The sequence below is a fragment of the Streptomyces krungchingensis genome, assembly GCF_054729265.1.
Window position 1 is genome coordinate 3320302 of the sequence record NZ_JBPUKY010000001.1, and the last position, 18038, is coordinate 3338339.

Genomic DNA, 18038 nt, shown 5'->3' on the forward strand with positions numbered 1-18038 from the left:
GCGTCCGGGGCCATGGCTCGGGCCCCGCACGGGCCGCGGCTCACTCCCCGGCGGGGGCGTGCTCCGCGGCCGTCCGCACGTCGATCTCGCGCCAGAAGCCGGCCCGGATCGCGTACCGGTCGTGCTCGTCGATCTGGTCGTCCTTGTGCGCGAGCAGGCCGAACCGGGCCGCGTAGCGCAGCAGCTCGCCGTCCACGCGGTGCGGGATGCGCGGGTACATCGTGGACAGCTTCTGCAGATGATTCTGGTCGGTCAGGCGCGCCATCCACCGGCGCGCGAAGACCTGTCCGACCTCGTACGGGTCGCCGCCGACCGTGGTGATGTCCTCCTCGCGGTCGGCCCACCGCTGCTCGGCGGTGGTGAGCTGGGCGAGCGTGGGCAGCGCGGCGGCCTCCGCCGGCTCCGCGGGGGCCCCGGGCCGGTCGATCCACCCCTTGTCCGAGGACCAGCGCAGCGTCGCGCTCGCCGGGTGCTGGGCGGGCTGGGTGCCGGGCCCGCGCAGCGCGGCGAGGTCCTTCGGCGTGGGGACGCCCTTGGGGGTGGGGACGCGCTCCTCGGTGCCGTTGCGCGGCTCGGCCGCCGTCTGGTGCTCGGTCTCCGGGGCGGGCCGTTCGGCGGCCGCGGCGAGCGCCGCGTCGGGCAGCGGGGCGGACAGGATCGCGGCGATCTCGGGGCGCGGCGCGGGCGGCGGCGCGCAGATCCCGCCCAGTTCCTTGGCCCGTACGGCCTTGGTGATCCAGGCCCGGTCGAGGACGCGGCGCTCGTCGGCCTCGGCCACCAGGTCCTCGGACTGGTTGTAGTCGCCGTCGGCGGCCTGCACGGCCCACAGGTGCACGGCGACTCCGTGCTCCTTGGCCGCCATCATGCCCGGCAGCAGATCGCCGTCGCCGGTCACCAGGACCACGTCGGAGCAGGCGCGGTTGCGCGCCAGCTCGGTCAGCTCGGCGTGCATGGCCGCGTCGACGCCCTTCTGCGCCCACCGCCCGTCGCTGCGGGTCAGTGCGCCCAGCCGGACGGTCACCCGCGGCATCACGCGCAGCCTGCGGTGTTCCGGCTGCGGTACGCGGTCGGGGGCGCCGTCGAACCAGTAGATGCGCAGCAGGGGCCGCTCCGTGTCGGACTCGGCGCGCTCGCGCAGGCCCTGGATGAGGGCGGCGTGGTCGACGGTGATCCGGGATCGCGACGGCTCCCCGGCCAGGAGACTGGCAGCAGCCCCGAGCAGATAACCGGCGTCCACCAGGACGATGCAGCGGTCCACGCGGTCCACCCTCTTTCCGGTCTCCGGGAGGTTTGCTTCGGGCTTCCTTCGAGTCTGCCCGACCGCGCGGAGGTTAACGGCCGGAACTCGATCTTCGGCGTGGCGTATCGGAGGATCACCCCTCGACAGGGCTTATTACGCACGGTAATTCTCTGAAATGCGCCTCTTGTCAGCCTATGTGAATCTGGTCGCGGCCCTGGCCCCTAGATCCCCCACAGGAGGCAGATCACCATGGCCAAGAACAAGAACCGCAAGCAGGGCAGCCAGCAGAACCGCGCCTCGCAGGCCGAGCAGGCCCACGAGCAGGCGCAGCGTTCCTCGGCGGAAGCTCAGCAGTCGTCGATGTCGCACGCCCAGGGCAGCCCCGCGGATGTTGCGCGTAAGCAGCAGAAGCGCTTCGGCCACAACTGAGGCCGCGCGTTCGGGCCGTTGAAGCCCGGCACACACTAAGGGGCGCATCCCACTGGGATGCGCCCCCTTTGTCGCGCGACTCGGTGCGTCACGTCGCCCGGCCCGGTGCCCCTCCGGGGCGCGAGAGCCCGTGCCCGCCGGCTCACCCGCCCCGTGCGGGCCTGCTGATCAGCCCGCCAGACAGGACGGGCCGAGCAGCACCTTGAGGTCGCCGAAGAGCGCCGGGTCCGGCTTCACACGGTGCCGGTCGAGCCGCAGCACCGTCGTCTTACGCGGGCCCTGGAGCCTGATGCGCACCTCGCTCTCGCCCTTGTGGTGGCTGAGGATCTCGCCGAGGCGACTGACCATGGGCGGGGTGACCTTGACCGCGGGGATGGTGAGGATCACGGGGGCGTTGGTGCCCGCGTTCGACAGGTCGGGGACCTGGAGCTCCATCGCCACCAGGCGCGGCACGTCCTCCCGCTTGTCGAGGCGGCCCTTGACGAAGACGACCGCGTCCTCGACGAGTTGGGTCGACACCAGCTGGTAGGTGGCCGGGAAGAACATGCACTCCATGGAGCCCGCGAGGTCCTCGACCGTCGCGATCGCCCAGGCGTTGCCCTGCTTGGTCATCTTGCGCTGGAGGCCCGAGATGATGCCGCCGATCGTCACCACGGCGCCGTCCGCGTGCTCGCCGCCGGTGAGCTGGGAGATGCCCGCGTCCGCCTTGTCGGACAGGACGTGCTCCAGGCCGAAGAGCGGGTGGTCCGAGACGTACAGGCCGAGCATCTCCCGCTCCTGGGCGAGCAGATAGGCCTTGTCCCACTCGTCGGTCGTGAACTCGACGTCGAGGCCGAAGCCCGGCTCGTCCGCGCTGTCGTCGCCCATCCCGCCGAACAGGTCGAACTGGCCCTCGGCCTCCTTGCGCTTGACCGCGACCACGTTGTCGATCATCGGCTCGAACTGCGCGGTGAGGCCCTTGCGGGTGTGCCCCATGGTGTCGAACGCGCCCGCCTTGATGAGCGATTCCGTGGTGCGCTTGTTGCAGACGACCGCCTCGACCTTGTCGAGGTAGTCGGGGAAGGAGGAGTACTTCCCCTTCGCCTTGCGTCCGCGGATGATCGCCTCCACCACGTTCGTGCCGACGTTGCGGACGGCGGAGAGGCCGAAGAGGATCACGTCGTCGCCCTGGGCGGCGAAGTTCGACTGGGATTCGTTGACGTTCGGCGGGAGGACCTTGATGCCCATGCGCCGGCACTCGTTCAGGTAGACGGCCGACTTGTCCTTGTCGTCCTTGACCGAGGTGAGCAGCCCGGCCATGTACTCGGCCGGGTAGTTCGCCTTCAGGTAGGCGGTCCAGTAGGAGACCAGGCCGTACGCGGCGGAGTGCGCCTTGTTGAAGGCGTATCCGGCGAAGGGGACCAGCACGTCCCACAGGGCCTGGATCGCCTCGTCGCTGTAGCCGTTCTTCTGGGCGCCGGCCTGGAAGATGGTGAAGTTCTTCGCCAGCTCGTCGGGCTTCTTCTTGCCCATGACGCGGCGCAGGATGTCGGCCTCGCCGAGCGAGTACCCGGCGATGATCTGCGCGGCCTTCTGCACCTGCTCCTGGTAGACGATCAGGCCGTAGGTGACCGCGAGGACCTCTTCGAGGGGCTCCTCCAGCTCCTTGTGGATCGGGGTGATCTCCTGGAGCTTGTTCTTGCGCAGCGCGTAGTTCGTGTGCGAGTCCATGCCCATCGGGCCGGGACGGTAGAGCGCCGAGACGGCGGAGATGTCTTCGAAGTTGTCCGGCTTCATCAGGCGCAGCAGGGAGCGCATGGGGCCGCCGTCGAACTGGAAGACACCGAGAGTCTCGCCGCGCTGGAGCAGTTCGAAGGTCTTCGGATCGTCGAGCGGGAGGGCCAGCAGGTCGAGGTCGACGCCCTTGTTGGACTTCACCATCTTGACGGCGTCGTCCATGATCGTCAGGTTGCGCAGGCCGAGGAAGTCCATCTTCAGCAGGCCGAGCGACTCGCACTGCGGGTAGTCCCACTGCGTGATGGTCACGCCGTCCGTGTGCCGCACCCAGACCGGGGCGTGGTCGACGATGGGCTCGCTGGACATGATCACGCCGGCGGCGTGCACGCCCATCTGCCGGACCAGGCCTTCGACGCCCTTGGCGGTGTCGATGACCTTCTTCACATCCGGCTCGTTCTCGTACATCGCCCGGATCTCGCCGGCCTCGCTGTAGCGGGGGTGCGAGGAGTCGGTGATGCCGCTGAGGTCGATGCCCTTGCCGAGGACGTCGGCGGGCATCGCCTTGGTGAGGCGGTCGCCCATCGCGTACGGGTAGCCCAGCACGCGCGCGGAGTCCTTGATCGCGTTCTTGGCCTTGATCTTGCCGTAGGTGCCGATCATGGCGACCTTGTCGGCGCCGTACTTCTCCGTCACGTACCTGATCACCTCGACGCGCCGACGCTCGTCGAAGTCGATGTCGACATCGGGCATGGAGACGCGCTCGGGGTTGAGGAACCGCTCGAAGATCAGACCGTGCGGGATCGGGTCGAGGTCGGTGATGCCCATGGCGTAGGCGACGATCGAGCCGGCCGCCGAACCACGGCCCGGGCCGACCGCGATGCCCTGCTTCTTGGCCCACATGATGAAGTCGGCGACCACGAGGAAGTAGCCGGGGAACCCCATCTGGATGATGACGTCCATCTCGTACTCGACCTGCTTCTGGCGGTCCTCGGGGACGCCGCCCGGGAAGCGGCGCTCCATGCCGAGGCGGACCTCCTCCTTGAACCAGGTGACCTCCGTGAACCCCTCGGGGATGTCGAACTTCGGCATGAGGTTCTTCGCCTCGAACATGCCCGTGGTGTCGATCTGCTCGGCCACCAGGAGGGTGTTGGCACAGCCCTCCTGCCAGGCGTCCGAGGAGTCGACCGCGTACATCTCGTCCGTGGACTTCAGGTAGTAGCCGGTGCCGTCGAAGCGGAAGCGGTCCGGGTCGGAGAGGTTCTTGCCGGTCTGGATGCACAGCAGCGCGTCGTGCGCGGTCGCCTCGTGCGCGTACGTGTAGTGCGAGTCGTTCGTCACCAGGGGCGGGATGCCGAGCTTCTTGCCGATCTCCAGGAGGCCGTCGCGGACCCGGCGCTCGATCTCGATGCCGTGGTCCATCAGCTCCAGGAAGTACCGGTCCTTGCCGAAGATGTCCTGGTACTCGGCGGCCGACTTCAGGGCCTCGTCGAACTGGCCGAGGCGCAGCCGCGTCTGCAGCTCACCGGAGGGGCAGCCGGTGGAGGCGATCAGCCCCTCGGACCACTGGGAGATCGTCTCCTTGTCCATGCGCGGCCACTTCTGGAGCCAGCCCTCGGCGTACGCGTCGGAGGAGAGGCGGAAGAGGTTGTGCAGGCCCGTCTTGTTCGACGCCCAGATCGTCTTGTGCGTGTAACCACCCGAACCGGACACGTCGTCGCGCTTCTGGTGCGGCTGGCCCCACTGGATCTTGCGCTTGTTGCGCCGGGACTCCGGGGCGACGTACGCCTCGATGCCGATGATCGGTGTGACGCCCGCCTTCTTGGCCGAGTGGAAGAAGTCGTACGCCCCGTGGAGGTTGCCGTGGTCGCTCATGGCGATGTGCGTCATGCCCATCTCATTGCAGGCATTGAACATGTCCTTGAGCCGCGCGGCACCGTCCAGCAGCGAGTACTGGGTGTGGACGTGCAGGTGCGTGAACGGCGGCTTCGACACGGCTTCGGCCTCCAAGGAGAACAATCGTCGACAGGCTGCGGACAGTCTGGGGGGTCAGCGTCGAAGTCTATGCCGGGCCACTGACACTCCGCGGAGGATCACACGTACCTTCATGCGGGGTACCCGTAAGCCTCGGCACCGTCGCCGCCGGATTCCGGGCACTCCCGTGGTCCGCCGTCCGTTGGGATGACCGGACCCCTTGTCCACGGGGACGGTGCGCCGGCCCCATGTCACGCATCACCTGCACCAGGAGGCACCCAGCGATGTCGGTCCCGCAGCTCAGCGACGAGCAACGCGGCGAGCAGATCCTCGCCGTCTTCGACACCGCCTTCGGCGAGCTCCTGGCCGCCGACCCGGCCGCGTTCCGCGTGAAGTTCCGCAAGATGGCGGCCTCCGCCTTCGCGTTCTACCGGGGCACGGCGTGCCTCTTCTACCACGACCTCGACGCCGACAAGCGCGGCGGTCCGTACCTGGACGACCGCACCGCGCGCGTGTGGATCCACGGCGACCTGCACGCCGAGAACTTCGGCACGTACATGGACGCCCAGGGCCGCCTGATCTTCAACGTGAACGACTTCGACGAGGCCTACGTCGGCCCGTTCACCTGGGACCTCAAGCGCTTCGCGGCCTCCGTGGCCCTCGTCGGCTACGCCAAGGCGCTCAGCGACGAGCAGATCACCGAGCTGGTCACGGTGTACGCGGCGGCCTACCGCGAGCGCATCCACGCCCTCGCGACCGGCGCCAAGAGCGACGAGGTGCCGCCCTTCACGCTGGACACCGCGGAGGGTCCGCTCCTGGACGCGCTGCGTGACGCCCGCTCGCTGACCCGCTTCGGGCTGCTCGACTCCATGACCGAGATCCGCGACTTCGAGCGCCGCTTCGCGCCGGGCGGCGGTTCCATCGAGCTGGACGCGGCCACCCGCTACAAGGTGCTCGCCGCCTTCGACGGCTATCTGGAGACGCTGCCGGAGTCCTCGCTGGCCCGCCCGGACTCGTACCGCGTGAAGGACGTCGTCGGGCGCCGCGGGATCGGCATCGGCTCGGCCGGCCTCCCGTCGTACAACATCCTCCTCGAGGGCAACAGCGACGCCCTGGAGAACGATGTCGTGATCTACATCAAGCAGGCCCAGACCCCCGCCGTCTCCCGCCACATCACGGACTCCTCGATCCGCGAGTACTTCCAGCACGAGGGCCACCGCACGGTGATCTCCCAGCGGGCGCTCCAGGCGCACGCCGACCCGTGGCTCGGCTGGACCGAGCTGGACGGCGCGGGCCAGCTGGTCGCCGAGGTGTCGCCGTACGCGGTGGACCTCGACTGGGGCGACATCGACGACCCCGAGGAGATCGCCGCGGTCGTCGCGGACCTCGGCCGGGCCACGGCCACGATGCACGCGGCGGCGGACGACGAGAGCGGCCACTCGGAGCTGGTCCCGTTCTCCACGGAGCGGGCCATCGACGCCGCGATCGCGGCCGACGAGGACGGCTTCGCCGCTCTCCTGGTGGACTTCGCCCACAGCTACGGCGCACGGGCGCGTGCCGACCACCAGATCTTCGTGGACCTCTTCCGCAACGGCCGCATCCCGGGGCTGTAGGGCTCCGGCCCGCTCCCACGGCGCTCCCGGTATTCATGGGAATCCTTTAGGGGACTCTTACGGGAGCGCGTGGGAGACTCTCTGCGCTATGGACTTGTCCGGGACCCCACTCAGAGCCGTGCGCGCGGTGCTGTTCACGGCTGTCGTCGTGACCCTCTCCACCGCGTCGCACGTCCTGCTGTCCCGGGCTCCGCTGCCGCTCGGCACCGTCGCCGCGATCGCCGCCGCCGTCTTCGTCATCGCGTTCGCGCTGGCCGGCCGCGAGCGCGGCTTCGGACGGATCGCCGCCCTGCTGATCCCGCTGGAGCTGGCCGCCGACACCGTGTTCACCACGGGCCAGCACGTCTGTTACGGCCGGGCCGGCGGTCCGGTCGCCGGCCCGCTGCGCTCGGTCGGCCTCGACGTGCTGTGCGGCGGTGGCAGCGTCGGCGCCCCGCTTGCCCGGGTGACCGGCGGCCACGGCGACCGGGCGGCGACGCTGCTCGCGCACACCGACCCGAAGGCCGCCTGGCTGCTGCTCGGCGCGCACGTCACCGTCGGGCTGATCGCCGCCGCCTGGCTGCGCCGCGGCGAGCGGGCCCTCGCCCAGCTGCTGCGCGCGGTGGGCGCCTCGACCTTCCGGCCGCTGCTGATCGCCGTCGCCGCGGTGACCGTGCGGCTCGCTCCGGCGCGCCGCCTGCCGCACACCGCGCACCGCGCGGCCTTCACCCGCACACGTCTGTTCGTGCACTCCCTGGGACGACGAGGACCGCCCCGCTCACTCGTTCTCGTCTGAGCGACCGCTCCCGGGCCGGCGCCCCGGAGCACAAGCAGTCCCCTTTACGTATCCGCGTACGACATGTGCGCGTCCCCCATGGAGATCACCACTATGAGCAAGCGGAACAGCCAGGCGGCGAAGTCGGCGGCCCGTGAGAAGCTGCGCCTCGAACGCGAGCGTCAGGCCAAGCGCGAGAAGATCAGGCGGCAGGCCGTCGTCGCCGGCTCCCTGGTCGCCGTCCTCGCGATCGCCGGCGGTGTCGGCTACGCGGTCGTGCAGAACAACAAGCCCACCTACTGGGAGACCGCCAGTGACGACAAGGTGGTGGCTCCGGCCAACACCACGGGCACGAACGGCACGACGGTCGTCCTCGGCAAGAGCACCGCGAAGAAGACCCTGAAGCTGTACGAGGACCCGCGCTGCCCGATCTGCGCGCAGTTCGAGCAGACCGTGGGCCCGACGCTGAAGTCGGACCTCGACGCCGGCAAGTTCAAGATCCAGTTCATCGGCGGCACGTTCCTGGACGGCGACTCCGACAAGAGCGGCAAGATCCAGATCGGCTCCCGCGGCGAAGGCTCCAAGAACGCGATGAGCGCCCTGGGCGCCGCGCTGAACGTCAGCCCCGAGGCCTTCCTGGAGTACAAGACGGCGCTGTACTCGGCGAAGTTCCACCCCGAGGAGACGGACGACAAGTTCAAGAGCGACGACTACCTGATCAAGGTGGCGGACACGGTCGGCGCGCTCAAGAACAACACGGCGTTCCAGAAGGCCGTCAAGGACGGCACGTACGACTCCTGGGCGCTCGCGATGTCGCAGACCTTCAACACCAACAAGGACGGCGTCGACGGCACGCCGAGCCTGGTGATGGACGGCAAGAAGCTCACGGGCTCCGACGGAGAGAACGCGCCGATGACGACCGCCGAGTTCACCACGGCGATCGAGGCGGCACTCAAGGCCTGAGTCACCGGTTCCGGTGCCGGTGGCGAGACCGGGACCGGGACCACCGGCGGCCCCTCACGGGTGCGTTGAACGACCGGCTCTCGAAGAGCGGGCGAACTTTTGCCAGTTCGCCCGCTCTTGGCTTGTACCGATCGGTAACCTGATCGCTCGTGACCAGTCGCTTCAGATCATCCGACCCCTCGGGCGCCCTCAACTCCCGCGCCCCGCGCCGCCGCACGGTCGTCAAGGCCGCGGCCGCCACCGCCGTCCTCGCCGCCCCGCTGGCGGCCGCCCTGCCCGCCCGGGCCGCCGCGGAGGCACCCGCCTTCCTGCACGGCGTCGCCTCCGGCGACCCGCTGCCCGACGGCATCCTGCTGTGGACCCGCGTGACGCCCACCCCGGAGGCGATACCCGGCTCCGGGCTCGGCCCGGACACCGTGGTCAGCTGGACCGTCGCCAAGGACAAGGCGTTCGGCACGATCGTCGCCAAGGGCACCACCACCGCGACGGCCGCCTCGGACCACACCGTCAAGGCGGACATCCGCGGTCTGGAACCCGCCACCGACTACTGGTTCCGCTTCTCCGCCGGCGGCACCGACTCCCCCGCCGCCCGCACCCGCACCGCGCCCGCCGCCGACGCCTCCGTGGCCGGGCTGCGCTTCGGCGTGGTGTCCTGCGCCAACTGGGAGGCGGGCTACTTCTCCCCCTACCGCCACCTGGCCGCCCGCGGCGACCTGGACGCCTGGCTGCACCTCGGCGACTACATCTACGAGTACAAGTCGGGCGAGTACGCGGCGCGCGGCAAGGTCGTCCGGCCGCACGCCCCCGCGAACGAGATCCTCACCCTCGCCGACTACCGCACCCGGCACGGCCGTTACAAGACGGACCCGGACCTCCAGGCCCTGCACCACAAGGCGCCGGTCGTCGCGATCTGGGACGACCACGAGTTCGCCGACAACGCCTGGTCGGGCGGCGCCGTGAACCACACCGAGGGCGCCGAAGGCACCTGGTCGGCCCGTCAGGCCGCCGCGAAGCAGGCCTACTTCGAGTGGATGCCGGTGCGTCCCGCCATCGAGGGCACCACCTACCGCCGACTGCGCTTCGGCAAGCTCGCCGACCTCTCGCTGCTGGACCTGCGCTCCTTCCGCTCGCAGCAGGCCTCCACGGCCAGCGGCTCGGTGGACGACCCGGACCGTACGCTCACCGGCCGGGCCCAGCTCGACTGGCTGAAGTCGGGGCTGAAGGCCTCGGACACCACCTGGCGCCTGGTCGGCAACTCGGTGATGATCTCGCCGTTCGCGGTGGGTTCGCTCCCCGCCGATCTGCTCAAGCCGCTCGCCAAGCTGCTCGGGCTGCCGCAGGAGGGCATCGCCCTCAACACCGACCAGTGGGACGGCTACACGGACGACCGCCGCGAACTGCTCGCGCACCTGCGTTCCCAGGCGATCCGCAACACCGTCTTCCTCACCGGCGACATCCACATGGCCTGGGCCAATGACGTGCCGGTCGACGCGGGTACGTACCCGCTGTCCGCCTCCGCCGCCACCGAGTTCGTGGTCACCTCGGTCTCCTCCGACAACCTCGACGACATCGTCAAGGTCCCGGAGGGCACCGTCTCGGCCCTGGCGTCGCCGATCATCCGCGCGGCCAACCGGCACGTCCACTGGGTCGACACCGACCGCCACGGCTTCGGCGTCCTGGACATCACCAGTGCCCGCGCACAGATGGACTACTACGTGCTCTCCGACCGCACGGACCCGAACGCGACCGCGTCCTGGGTCCGTTCGTACCGCACGCGCAGCGGTACGCAGAAGGTGGAGCGGACGTACGACCCGGTGTGACGCCGTGACGACGGCGCTGTCCGGAGAGCTCCGCGGGCCGACGGAGCTCTCCGGGCCGCCGGCGCTCCCCGCGCTGCCCGGGCAACTCCCCGGGACGCCGGCGGACCGGCTTGCGCCGCCGCTCTACAGGCTGTCGAGGAAGCCGAGCGCCACCTTCCAGGTGGCCTCGGCCGCCTCGGCGTCGTAGTCCGGCAGGTCCGGGTCGGTGTACAGGTGACCGGCTCCGGCATACCGGTAGACCTCGACGTCGGCGCCGGCTCTGCGCATCTGCAGGTACCAGGCGCTCAGCCAGTCGTCCGTCTCGAACTGGTCCGGCTCGGCGACGTGCAGCTGGACCGGCAGTTCGTCCACCGAGGCGCTCTCCGCGATGTCCGAAGTGCCGTGCAGGAGCAGCAGTCCCCGGGCCTTCTCGTCACCCAGGGCGAGGGTCTGCGCGATCGACGCGCCGAGGGAGAAGCCCGCGTACACCAGGCCGCGCTCGGAGTAGGGCGCGGCGGCGAGCACGGCGCGCTTGAGGAGCTCGTCCTTGCCGATCTCCTCGTTGAAGGCCATTCCCTCCTCCACTGTGTCGAAAGTGCGGCCCTCGAAGAGGTCGGGCGTCCACACCTCGTGCCCCGCGGCACGCAGCCGGTCCGCCGCGGCGCGCACCGCCGGCCGCAGCCCGTAGGTGGAGTGAAAGAGCATGACGTTCATGGGCTCCATGGTGCCAGCCTGGACCGACGGCGCCGCGCGGGCCCGCGTACCGACGGCTTCCGGCTCCAGGTTTGGACCGCGGCGGGCCGGTTACGGTCGGGGGCATGGAGAACGTACTGCGCCCGGTGATCGTCGTCGGCGGCTCGGTCGTGCTCACGCTGCTCGTCGGGTGGGCCGTGGACCAGCTGCTGCGACGCGCGGACGGCCGGCACCACGAGACCCCGCTGTGGGGGCTGCTCCGTCGCGGCCGTGTCCCCTTCCAACTCGTCCTGTGCACCGCCATGCTCAGAGGGTCCTACGCGCAGGCCAAGCTGCTGGAGGAGCACTCCGTCGGCATCGGCCGGACCCTGACACTGACCCTCATCGGCTCCACGGCCTGGCTGGTCGTGCGCATCGCCGCCGCCGTCGTGGAGACCTCCTACACCCGCTACGCGACCGCGCACCGCGACCCCGCCCGGGTGCGCCGGGTGCGCACCCAGGTGACGCTGATCCAGCGGGTGGTCTCCGCGATCGTCGGCGTGGTCGCGGTCGCCGCGATGCTGCTCACCTTCCCGGCGATGCGGGCGGCCGGCGCCTCGCTGCTCGCCTCGGCGGGCGTCCTCGGCATCGTCGCCGGTGTCGCCGCGCAGTCCACGCTCTCCAACCTCTTCGCCGGGCTGCAGATCGCCTTCGGCGACATGGTGCGCCTCGGCGACACGGTCGTGGTGGACGGCGAGTGGGGCACCGTCGACGAGATCACCCTGACCTTTCTGACGGTACGGACCTGGGACGAGCGGCGGATCACGATGCCCGTCTCGTACTTCACCTCGAAGCCGTTCGAGAACTGGTCGCGCGGCAGCGCCCAGATGACCGGCATCGTCTTCTTCCACGTCGACCACTCGGCGCCGGTGGAGGCCATGCGGGAGAAGCTGCGCGACATCCTGCGCGAGTGCCCGGCCTGGGACGGACGCGACTACGGTCTCGCCGTCACGGACTCCACCCCCAACACCATGCAGGTGCGCGCCCTGGTCACGGCCAAGGACGCGGACGACATATGGACGGTGCGGGTCACGGTGCGCGAGCGGATGATCCGCTGGCTCACCGAGGACCACCCCTACGCGCTCCCCCGCGTCAACACGGCGGACGCGGCGCCGCCTCCCGGCAGGACGCTGCGGGGCCCGCGCCGCGACCAGGACGGCGCCGCCACCCGCCCCTTCGACCCCCCACGCACAGGCACGGGCCGCGGCTAGGCCGCCCCGAGGCCCCACAGCCCCGACTCACAGCCGAGACCGCCGGCGGCGCGCACCCCCCACGGGAGACTCGGCCATGGGTGACGGCTGCTGCACGCCCACAGCGGCCAGAGCCCACGCGAGGCCGCAGGCGGCGCGCACCCCCACGGGAGGGTCCGGCCGCTCGGCGGAGGGTCACGGGTGGTGCGCGGGCGGGAGACGAACCCGGCCGCAGGCCGGGCAGGAAACGCCCCCGCAGCCCCAGGGGACCGTCATCGCAGGCTGCGCACATCCAGATGCCGAAGCACACGGTCGACGACCTCGGGATCGGCCCCGGGCTCACTGCGCGCGGCCAGCACCTCGTGCCGCGCCGCGCTCAGCATCTCCGCCTGGATCCGCCGCATCCGCTTCAACCGCCGTGCCCGCTGCTCGTACGCCTCGCGGCGCTCCTCGTCCCCCATGTCGGGACTGATCCGCACCCCGATGTCGTGGGCCCGCCGCAGCAGCTGCTCGGAGACCTCCTCGGGCAGCTCCTCCACGTCCTCGATCTCCCGCAGCCGCGTCCTCGCGGCCTTCGCGGCACGGATCGCCAGCTCCTTCTCGAAGGCCTTCTCGACGTCCTCGTCGGCCCGCACCCCGAGCTTCCTCACCAGCCACGGCAGGGTGAGCCCCTGGAGCACGAGCGTCGCCATGATCACTCCGAAGGCGATGAACACGATCTCGTCGCGGTCGGGAAAGGGCGACCCGTCGTCCATCTCCAGCGGGATCGCCAGCGCCAGGGCCACGGAGGCGACGCCCCGCATTCCGGCCCACCACATCACGACGGTCTCCCGCCACGACGTCGGGATCTCCTCGTCGTAGTCACGCTTGGCGTGCAGCCGCTTGGTCAGCCAGGTCGCGGGCAACAGCCAGGCCAGCCGTACGAACACGACGACGGCGACGATCGTGGCGGACCAGCCGAGCATCTCGCCCCAGCGTCCCGCCGCCGTCCTGATGGCGTTGTGCAGTTCGAGCCCGATGAGCCCGAACGCGACGCCCGTCACGAGCGTGTCCACCACGTCCCAGACCGTCGATCCGGTCAGCCGGGTCAGCACGTCGTCGGCGTCGAGCGCGTACTCGGCCAGGAACAGCGCGGTGGTGAGCACCGCCAGCACCCCGGAACCGTGGAGCTCCTCGGCCAGGACGTACGAGGCGTACGGCACGAGCAGCGTCAGGCCGATCTGCAGGGTGGCGTCGCCGAGGAGGGACATCAGCTTGTTCGCGGCCCACCCCAGCGCCACTCCGACGGCGACCGCGACGACCGCGGACAGCACGAGGTCGAGCCCCGCCGCCCAGGGCGAGAAGGTGCCGCTCACCGCGGCCGCGATCGCGACGTGGTAGAGCACGATGGCCGTCACGTCGTTGAAGAGGCCCTCCCCCTCCAGGATCGACACCAGGCGGCGCGGCAGCCCAAGCTGGCCGGCCACGGCGGTCGCCGCGACCGGGTCGGGCGGCGCCACCAGCGCGCCGAGCGCCACCGCGGCGGCGAGCGGCAGCCCCGGCACGATCGCGTGGGCGACGGCGGCCACGGCCAGGGTGGTCACGAACACCAGCGCGACGGCGAGCAGGAAGATCGGGCGGATGTTGGCGGCGAACTGTCTCCACGAGGTGCGCCGCACCGCCGCGTAGAGCAGGGGCGGCAGCAGCGCGGGCAGGATCAGGTCCGGCGGGATGTCCACGTTGGGGACGAAGTCCGGAAGCGCCAGCGCGATCCCGAGGAGGGTCATCAGCACCGGCGCGGGCAGCCCGAACCGGTCCCCCACCGGGACGCTCACCACGGCCCCGAGCAGCATGACGAACAGCAGGGCCAACTGATCCACGGTCAGCGCTCCGGCAGCTCTAGGAGATCAAGGACAAGCAGGCTCCAAGCCTGCCATGCCCTCGGGACGATCCCCCGCTACAGGACCTTGCGCATCGCCAGGTGCGGGATGCCGGCGTCCGGGAACTCCGGCCCGTACGCCACGTACCCGAGCCGTTCGTAGAACCCCAGGGCGTGGGTCTGCGCGTGCAGGTCGACCGCGGCCAGTCCACGCGCGCGTGCGGCGTCCTCGATGGCGCCCACGAGCGCGGCGCCGACGCCGAGGCCACGTGCCTCGCGGGTCACGGCGAGCCGCCCCAGCGAGCCGACGGTGAGATCGCCGCCGGTCTTCGCGGCCGCCGCCTCGCCGTACAGCAGCCGACCGGTGCCGAGCGCCGTGCCGTCCGCGCGGACGGCCAGCACGTGCAGTGCCGTGGCGTCGTAGGCGTCGTACTCGATGTCCTCGGGGACGCCCTGCTCGCCGACGAAGACCTCCTTGCGCACCACGAAGCAGGCCTCGCGGTCGGCGGGGTCCTCGGCGACCCGCACCACGTACTCGGTGCTCACGCGTAGCTCTCCTCGCGGACCTTGTCGAGCGCCTTCTGGAGGTCTTCGGGGTAGTCGCTGGCGAACTCCACCCACTGCCCGTCCCCGGGGTGCTCGAAGCCGAGCCGCACCGCGTGCAGCCACTGCCGGGTGAGGCCGAGCCGCTTGGCGAGCGTCGGGTCCGCGCCGTAGGTCAGGTCGCCGACGCACGGGTGGCGGTGGGCCGCCATGTGGACGCGGATCTGATGGGTGCGTCCGGTCTCCAGCTTGACGTCGAGCAGCGAGGCCGCGCGGAACGCCTCGACCAGGTCGTAGTGCGTGACCGAGGGCTTGCCCTCGGCCGTGACCGCCCACTTGTAGTCGTGGTTCGGGTGGCGTCCGATGGGGGCGTCGATGGTGCCGCTGGTCGGGTCCGGGTGGCCCTGGACGAGCGTGTGGTAGCGCTTGTCGACCGTGCGCTCCTTGAACTGGCGCTTCAGCGACGTGTACGCGTACTCCGACTTGGCGACCACCATCAGGCCCGAGGTGCCCACGTCGAGGCGGTGCACGATGCCCTGCCGCTCCGAGGCGCCGGAGGTCGAGATGCGGTACCCGGCGGCCGCGAGACCGCCGATCACGGTCGGGCCCGACCAGCCGGGGCTGGGGTGCGCGGCCACGCCGACCGGCTTGACGATCACGACCACGTCGTCGTCGTCGTGCACGATCTCCATGCCCTCGACCGGCTCGGCGACGATCTGCACGGGCGCGGGCGCCTGCGGCATCTCGACCTCGAGCCAGGCGCCGCCGCGCACACGCTCGGACTTGCCGACCACCGAGCCGTCCACCGCGACCTTCCCCGCGGCGGCCAGCTCGGCGGCCTTCGTGCGGGAGAAGCCGAACATGCGGGAGATGGCGGCGTCGACGCGCTCGCCCTCCAGGCCGTCGGGCACGGGCAGGGTACGGATCTCGGGAAGCGTGCTCACCCGTCGAGTATGCCGGAAGGCTCGGACACCCCCTGACCACGGCCCGAACATCAGTGCCCTCGCCTGGTGTCCCCGGCGCCGGGGCGAAGGCCGCCGCCGGGGCCCGGCCCGCCCGCCGCCGGGGCGTCCGGGGGATCGGCGGAGCGCCGCGCGTCAGTCCTTGTGGACCGTGCCGTCCGGGTCGAGTCCGCGGAAGGACAGCAGCACGATCAGGATGCCGCCGCACACGATCGCCGAGTCGGCGAGGTTGAACACCGCGAAGTGCTTGGGGGCGATGAAGTCCACGACCGCGCCCTCGAAGACGCCCGGCGAGCGGAAGATCCGGTCGGTCAGGTTGCCGAGCGCACCGCCGAGCAGCAGGCCCAGCGCGATCGCCCAGGGCAGGCTGTAGAGCTTGCGCGCGAGCCGGGCGATGACCACGATCACGGCCGCGGCGATCACCGTGAAGATCACCGTGAACGCCTCGCCGAAGCCGAAGGCCGCGCCCGCGTTGCGGATCGCCTCGAACTTCAGCCAGTCCCCGATGATCTCGATCGAGTCGTGGTGCTCCAGCTTCGCGACGACGATCATCTTGCTGACGAGGTCCAGGGCGTACGCGAGCACCGCGACCGTGAAGAGCACGGCGATCCGGCGCCTGCCCCTGGGCCGCCCGTCCTCGGACGGCGCCCCGTCCGCGCCGGCGTCCGAGGCCTCCGGGGAGGGCCGCCCGGCATCCTCGGCGGACCGCTCGGCCGGGACCTGCTCGCCGGAACCGGACCGGCCGCCCGACGCCGCCTTCTCGTCGGACTGCTCCGGATCGGCCCCCGCCGCGCCTGGGATGTCCGGCGTACCGATGATGCGCTCCGCCTCTGCCACGTGAGTGAGTCCCTCGACCTAGGTTCCTGACTGAGGACGAGAGTACGGCACGCCCCGCGCGGCCCACGTGCTCAGGAGTACTCCCACGCGGTTCAGTACCGGCGTTCCTGCTTCTGCTTGCACTCGACGCACAGGGTGGCGCGCGGGAAGGCCTGCATACGGGCCTTGCCGATCGGATTGCCGCAGCTCTCGCAGAGCCCGTACGTCCCCGTCTCCAGGCGCTCCAGGGCCCGCTCGGTCTGCTCCAGCATCTCGCGCGCGTTGGCCGCGAGCGCCATCTCGTGCTCGCGGGTGATGTTCTTCGTGCCCGTGTCCGCCTGGTCGTCCCCGGCTCCGTCACCGGAGTCGCGCATCAGTCCCGCGAGCGCCTCCTCGGACGACGAGATCTCGGTGCTCAGCCGCAGCGCCTCCGACTGGAGCTCCGCGCGGGCCTCCTCGACCTCCTCGGATGTCCAGGGGTCCTCACCGGGGCGCACCGCGAGCTCGCCCGGCTCCACCGCGCCGACCCGCGCCTTGGGGACGGCCGTGGGCTTCTTCGCCGCCGTGGCCGTGCCAGGAGTCTTCTTCGCAACCACCGTCGTGGCTCCCGTCGTCTTCGCGGCATGGGCCGCGCCCTCGGCCGCGGAAGCGACCGCCTTCTTCGCCGTGCGTGTGCTCTTCTTCGCCGTACCGCTGCTCTTCCTGGCCGTGGCGCCCTTCGCACGGGTCTTCTTCGCGGCGCCGCCCTCCGCCGCGGCGCCGGCCCCCGTCTCCTCCGCGGCCTTCTCCGCCGCCGCGGAAGCCTCCTCCGCGGCCTTCCCGGCTCCCGGCTCCCGGGCGTCCGCCTTCTTCGCGACCTTCCTGCCGGTCGCCGCCTTCTTGGCCGCCTTCTTCCCGGCCGCCGCCTTCTTGGCATCCGCCTTCTTGCCGTCCGCCTTCTTGGTGGCCACCTTCTTGCCGTCCGCCTCCCCGGGGGCGGTCCCACCGGCCGCGGGCTTCGATCCGGAGTGCGCCCCGGAGACCGTCTTCACGGACCGGGCCTCGTGGGACACGGGTGCCCCCGTGGCGCTCTTCTTCCCACCCACGTCCTTGGCCGCCGAAACCGTGGATCTGCCGGACGCCGACTGCTGTACGGCGGTCTTCTTCGCCACCATGGCCGCGGCCCCTTCACATACTGTGATCTTGCTCGCGAATCGTGCTGGGACGATAAATCGACTTCCGGCCCGCGGCAACGGGGCACGCCATCGATTCGTCCGCCCCGCGGGTCCCGCGCGGCAAGCCTGCCTGCGTTGTGCCCAGCTCCCCGCCGGGTAATCCGCATGGCCCCGCGTCCCAGGATCCGGACGGTCCCGCCTCGCCATTCGGGTCACCGCGCGGGCCGCCCGGACACCCGTTAAACCGGTCGGCCGCTGTCCCCGCGGCGCCGTACACTGGGCGGAGCGAGAAGCGTGG

Annotated in this window: 14 protein-coding genes; 6 read left to right on the top strand and 8 right to left on the bottom strand. The window is 70.9% G+C overall.

Annotated features, from left to right (window positions below; translation table 11 throughout):
* Positions 1-40: 40 nt before the first annotated feature.
* Entirely contained in the window at positions 41-1258 is a 1218-nt protein-coding gene (locus tag ACSYGO_RS14815; protein ID WP_095933769.1) for an NYN domain-containing protein, read from the bottom strand.
* A gap of 231 nt (positions 1259-1489) precedes the next feature.
* Here ACSYGO_RS14815 and ACSYGO_RS14820 point away from each other — a divergent pair, with 231 nt between their 5' ends.
* The gene (locus ACSYGO_RS14820) at positions 1490-1669 is read left to right on the top strand and encodes a hypothetical protein (protein WP_359491256.1); all 180 of its coding nucleotides are present in this window, start codon (positions 1490-1492) and stop codon (positions 1667-1669) included.
* Between the two features lie 168 nt (positions 1670-1837).
* Here the strand turns inward: ACSYGO_RS14820 and dnaE are convergent, their stop codons facing one another.
* Positions 1838-5377 (bottom strand): DNA polymerase III subunit alpha, encoded by a 3540-nt coding sequence (gene dnaE, locus ACSYGO_RS14825; protein ID WP_426675895.1) that lies wholly within the window; start codon positions 5375-5377, stop codon positions 1838-1840.
* A gap of 263 nt (positions 5378-5640) precedes the next feature.
* Between dnaE and ACSYGO_RS14830 the strand changes: the two genes are divergently transcribed.
* The 4 genes from ACSYGO_RS14830 (at position 5641) to ACSYGO_RS14845 (ending at position 10506) form a co-directional block, all read left to right on the top strand.
* The gene (locus tag ACSYGO_RS14830; RefSeq protein WP_028803173.1) at positions 5641-6969 is read left to right on the top strand and encodes a DUF2252 domain-containing protein; all 1329 of its coding nucleotides are present in this window, start codon (positions 5641-5643) and stop codon (positions 6967-6969) included.
* 88 nt (positions 6970-7057) lie between these two features.
* Complete coding sequence (locus tag ACSYGO_RS14835) at positions 7058-7744, top strand: hypothetical protein (RefSeq protein WP_426675894.1); 687 nt, start codon at positions 7058-7060, stop codon at positions 7742-7744.
* Positions 7745-7837: 93 nt separating this feature from the next.
* Entirely contained in the window at positions 7838-8686 is an 849-nt protein-coding gene (locus ACSYGO_RS14840; RefSeq protein WP_426675893.1) for a thioredoxin domain-containing protein, read from the top strand.
* A 149-nt stretch (positions 8687-8835) separates the two neighbouring features.
* Positions 8836-10506 carry an alkaline phosphatase D family protein gene (locus ACSYGO_RS14845; protein WP_426675892.1) on the top strand — a complete coding sequence of 557 codons (1671 nt, stop codon included), beginning with the start codon at positions 8836-8838 and terminating at the stop codon, positions 10504-10506.
* Positions 10507-10629: 123 nt separating this feature from the next.
* Here ACSYGO_RS14845 and ACSYGO_RS14850 read toward each other — a convergent pair whose 3' ends face one another.
* Entirely contained in the window at positions 10630-11199 is a 570-nt protein-coding gene (locus ACSYGO_RS14850; RefSeq protein WP_359491265.1) for a dienelactone hydrolase family protein, read from the bottom strand.
* Positions 11200-11303: 104 nt separating this feature from the next.
* On the opposite strand from ACSYGO_RS14850, the gene ACSYGO_RS14855 reads away from it, so the two are divergent.
* The gene (locus ACSYGO_RS14855) at positions 11304-12428 is read left to right on the top strand and encodes a mechanosensitive ion channel family protein (RefSeq protein WP_426675890.1); all 1125 of its coding nucleotides are present in this window, start codon (positions 11304-11306) and stop codon (positions 12426-12428) included.
* A 251-nt stretch (positions 12429-12679) separates the two neighbouring features.
* Here ACSYGO_RS14855 and ACSYGO_RS14860 read toward each other — a convergent pair whose 3' ends face one another.
* The 5 genes from ACSYGO_RS14860 to ACSYGO_RS14880 all read right to left on the bottom strand — a co-directional run bounded on the left by ACSYGO_RS14860 (position 12680) and on the right by ACSYGO_RS14880 (position 17740).
* The gene (locus tag ACSYGO_RS14860; RefSeq protein ID WP_460386838.1) at positions 12680-14266 is read right to left on the bottom strand and encodes a Na+/H+ antiporter; all 1587 of its coding nucleotides are present in this window, start codon (positions 14264-14266) and stop codon (positions 12680-12682) included.
* A gap of 77 nt (positions 14267-14343) precedes the next feature.
* Positions 14344-14811, bottom strand: a complete 468-nt coding sequence (locus ACSYGO_RS14865) for a GNAT family N-acetyltransferase (RefSeq protein ID WP_426675888.1) — start codon at positions 14809-14811, stop codon at positions 14344-14346.
* Positions 14808-15752 carry an RluA family pseudouridine synthase gene (locus ACSYGO_RS14870; protein WP_426675887.1) on the bottom strand — a complete coding sequence of 315 codons (945 nt, stop codon included), beginning with the start codon at positions 15750-15752 and terminating at the stop codon, positions 14808-14810. The genes ACSYGO_RS14865 and ACSYGO_RS14870 overlap by 4 nt, the downstream gene beginning before the upstream one ends.
* Before the next feature lie 153 nt (positions 15753-15905).
* Positions 15906-16607, bottom strand: coding sequence for a signal peptidase II (lspA, locus tag ACSYGO_RS14875; protein ID WP_460386839.1), 702 nt, complete (start codon positions 16605-16607; stop codon positions 15906-15908).
* A gap of 92 nt (positions 16608-16699) precedes the next feature.
* On the bottom strand, positions 16700-17740 hold the full coding sequence (locus ACSYGO_RS14880) for a TraR/DksA family transcriptional regulator (RefSeq protein ID WP_460386840.1): 1041 nt from the start codon (positions 17738-17740) through the stop codon (positions 16700-16702).
* Positions 17741-18038: the final 298 nt, after the last annotated feature.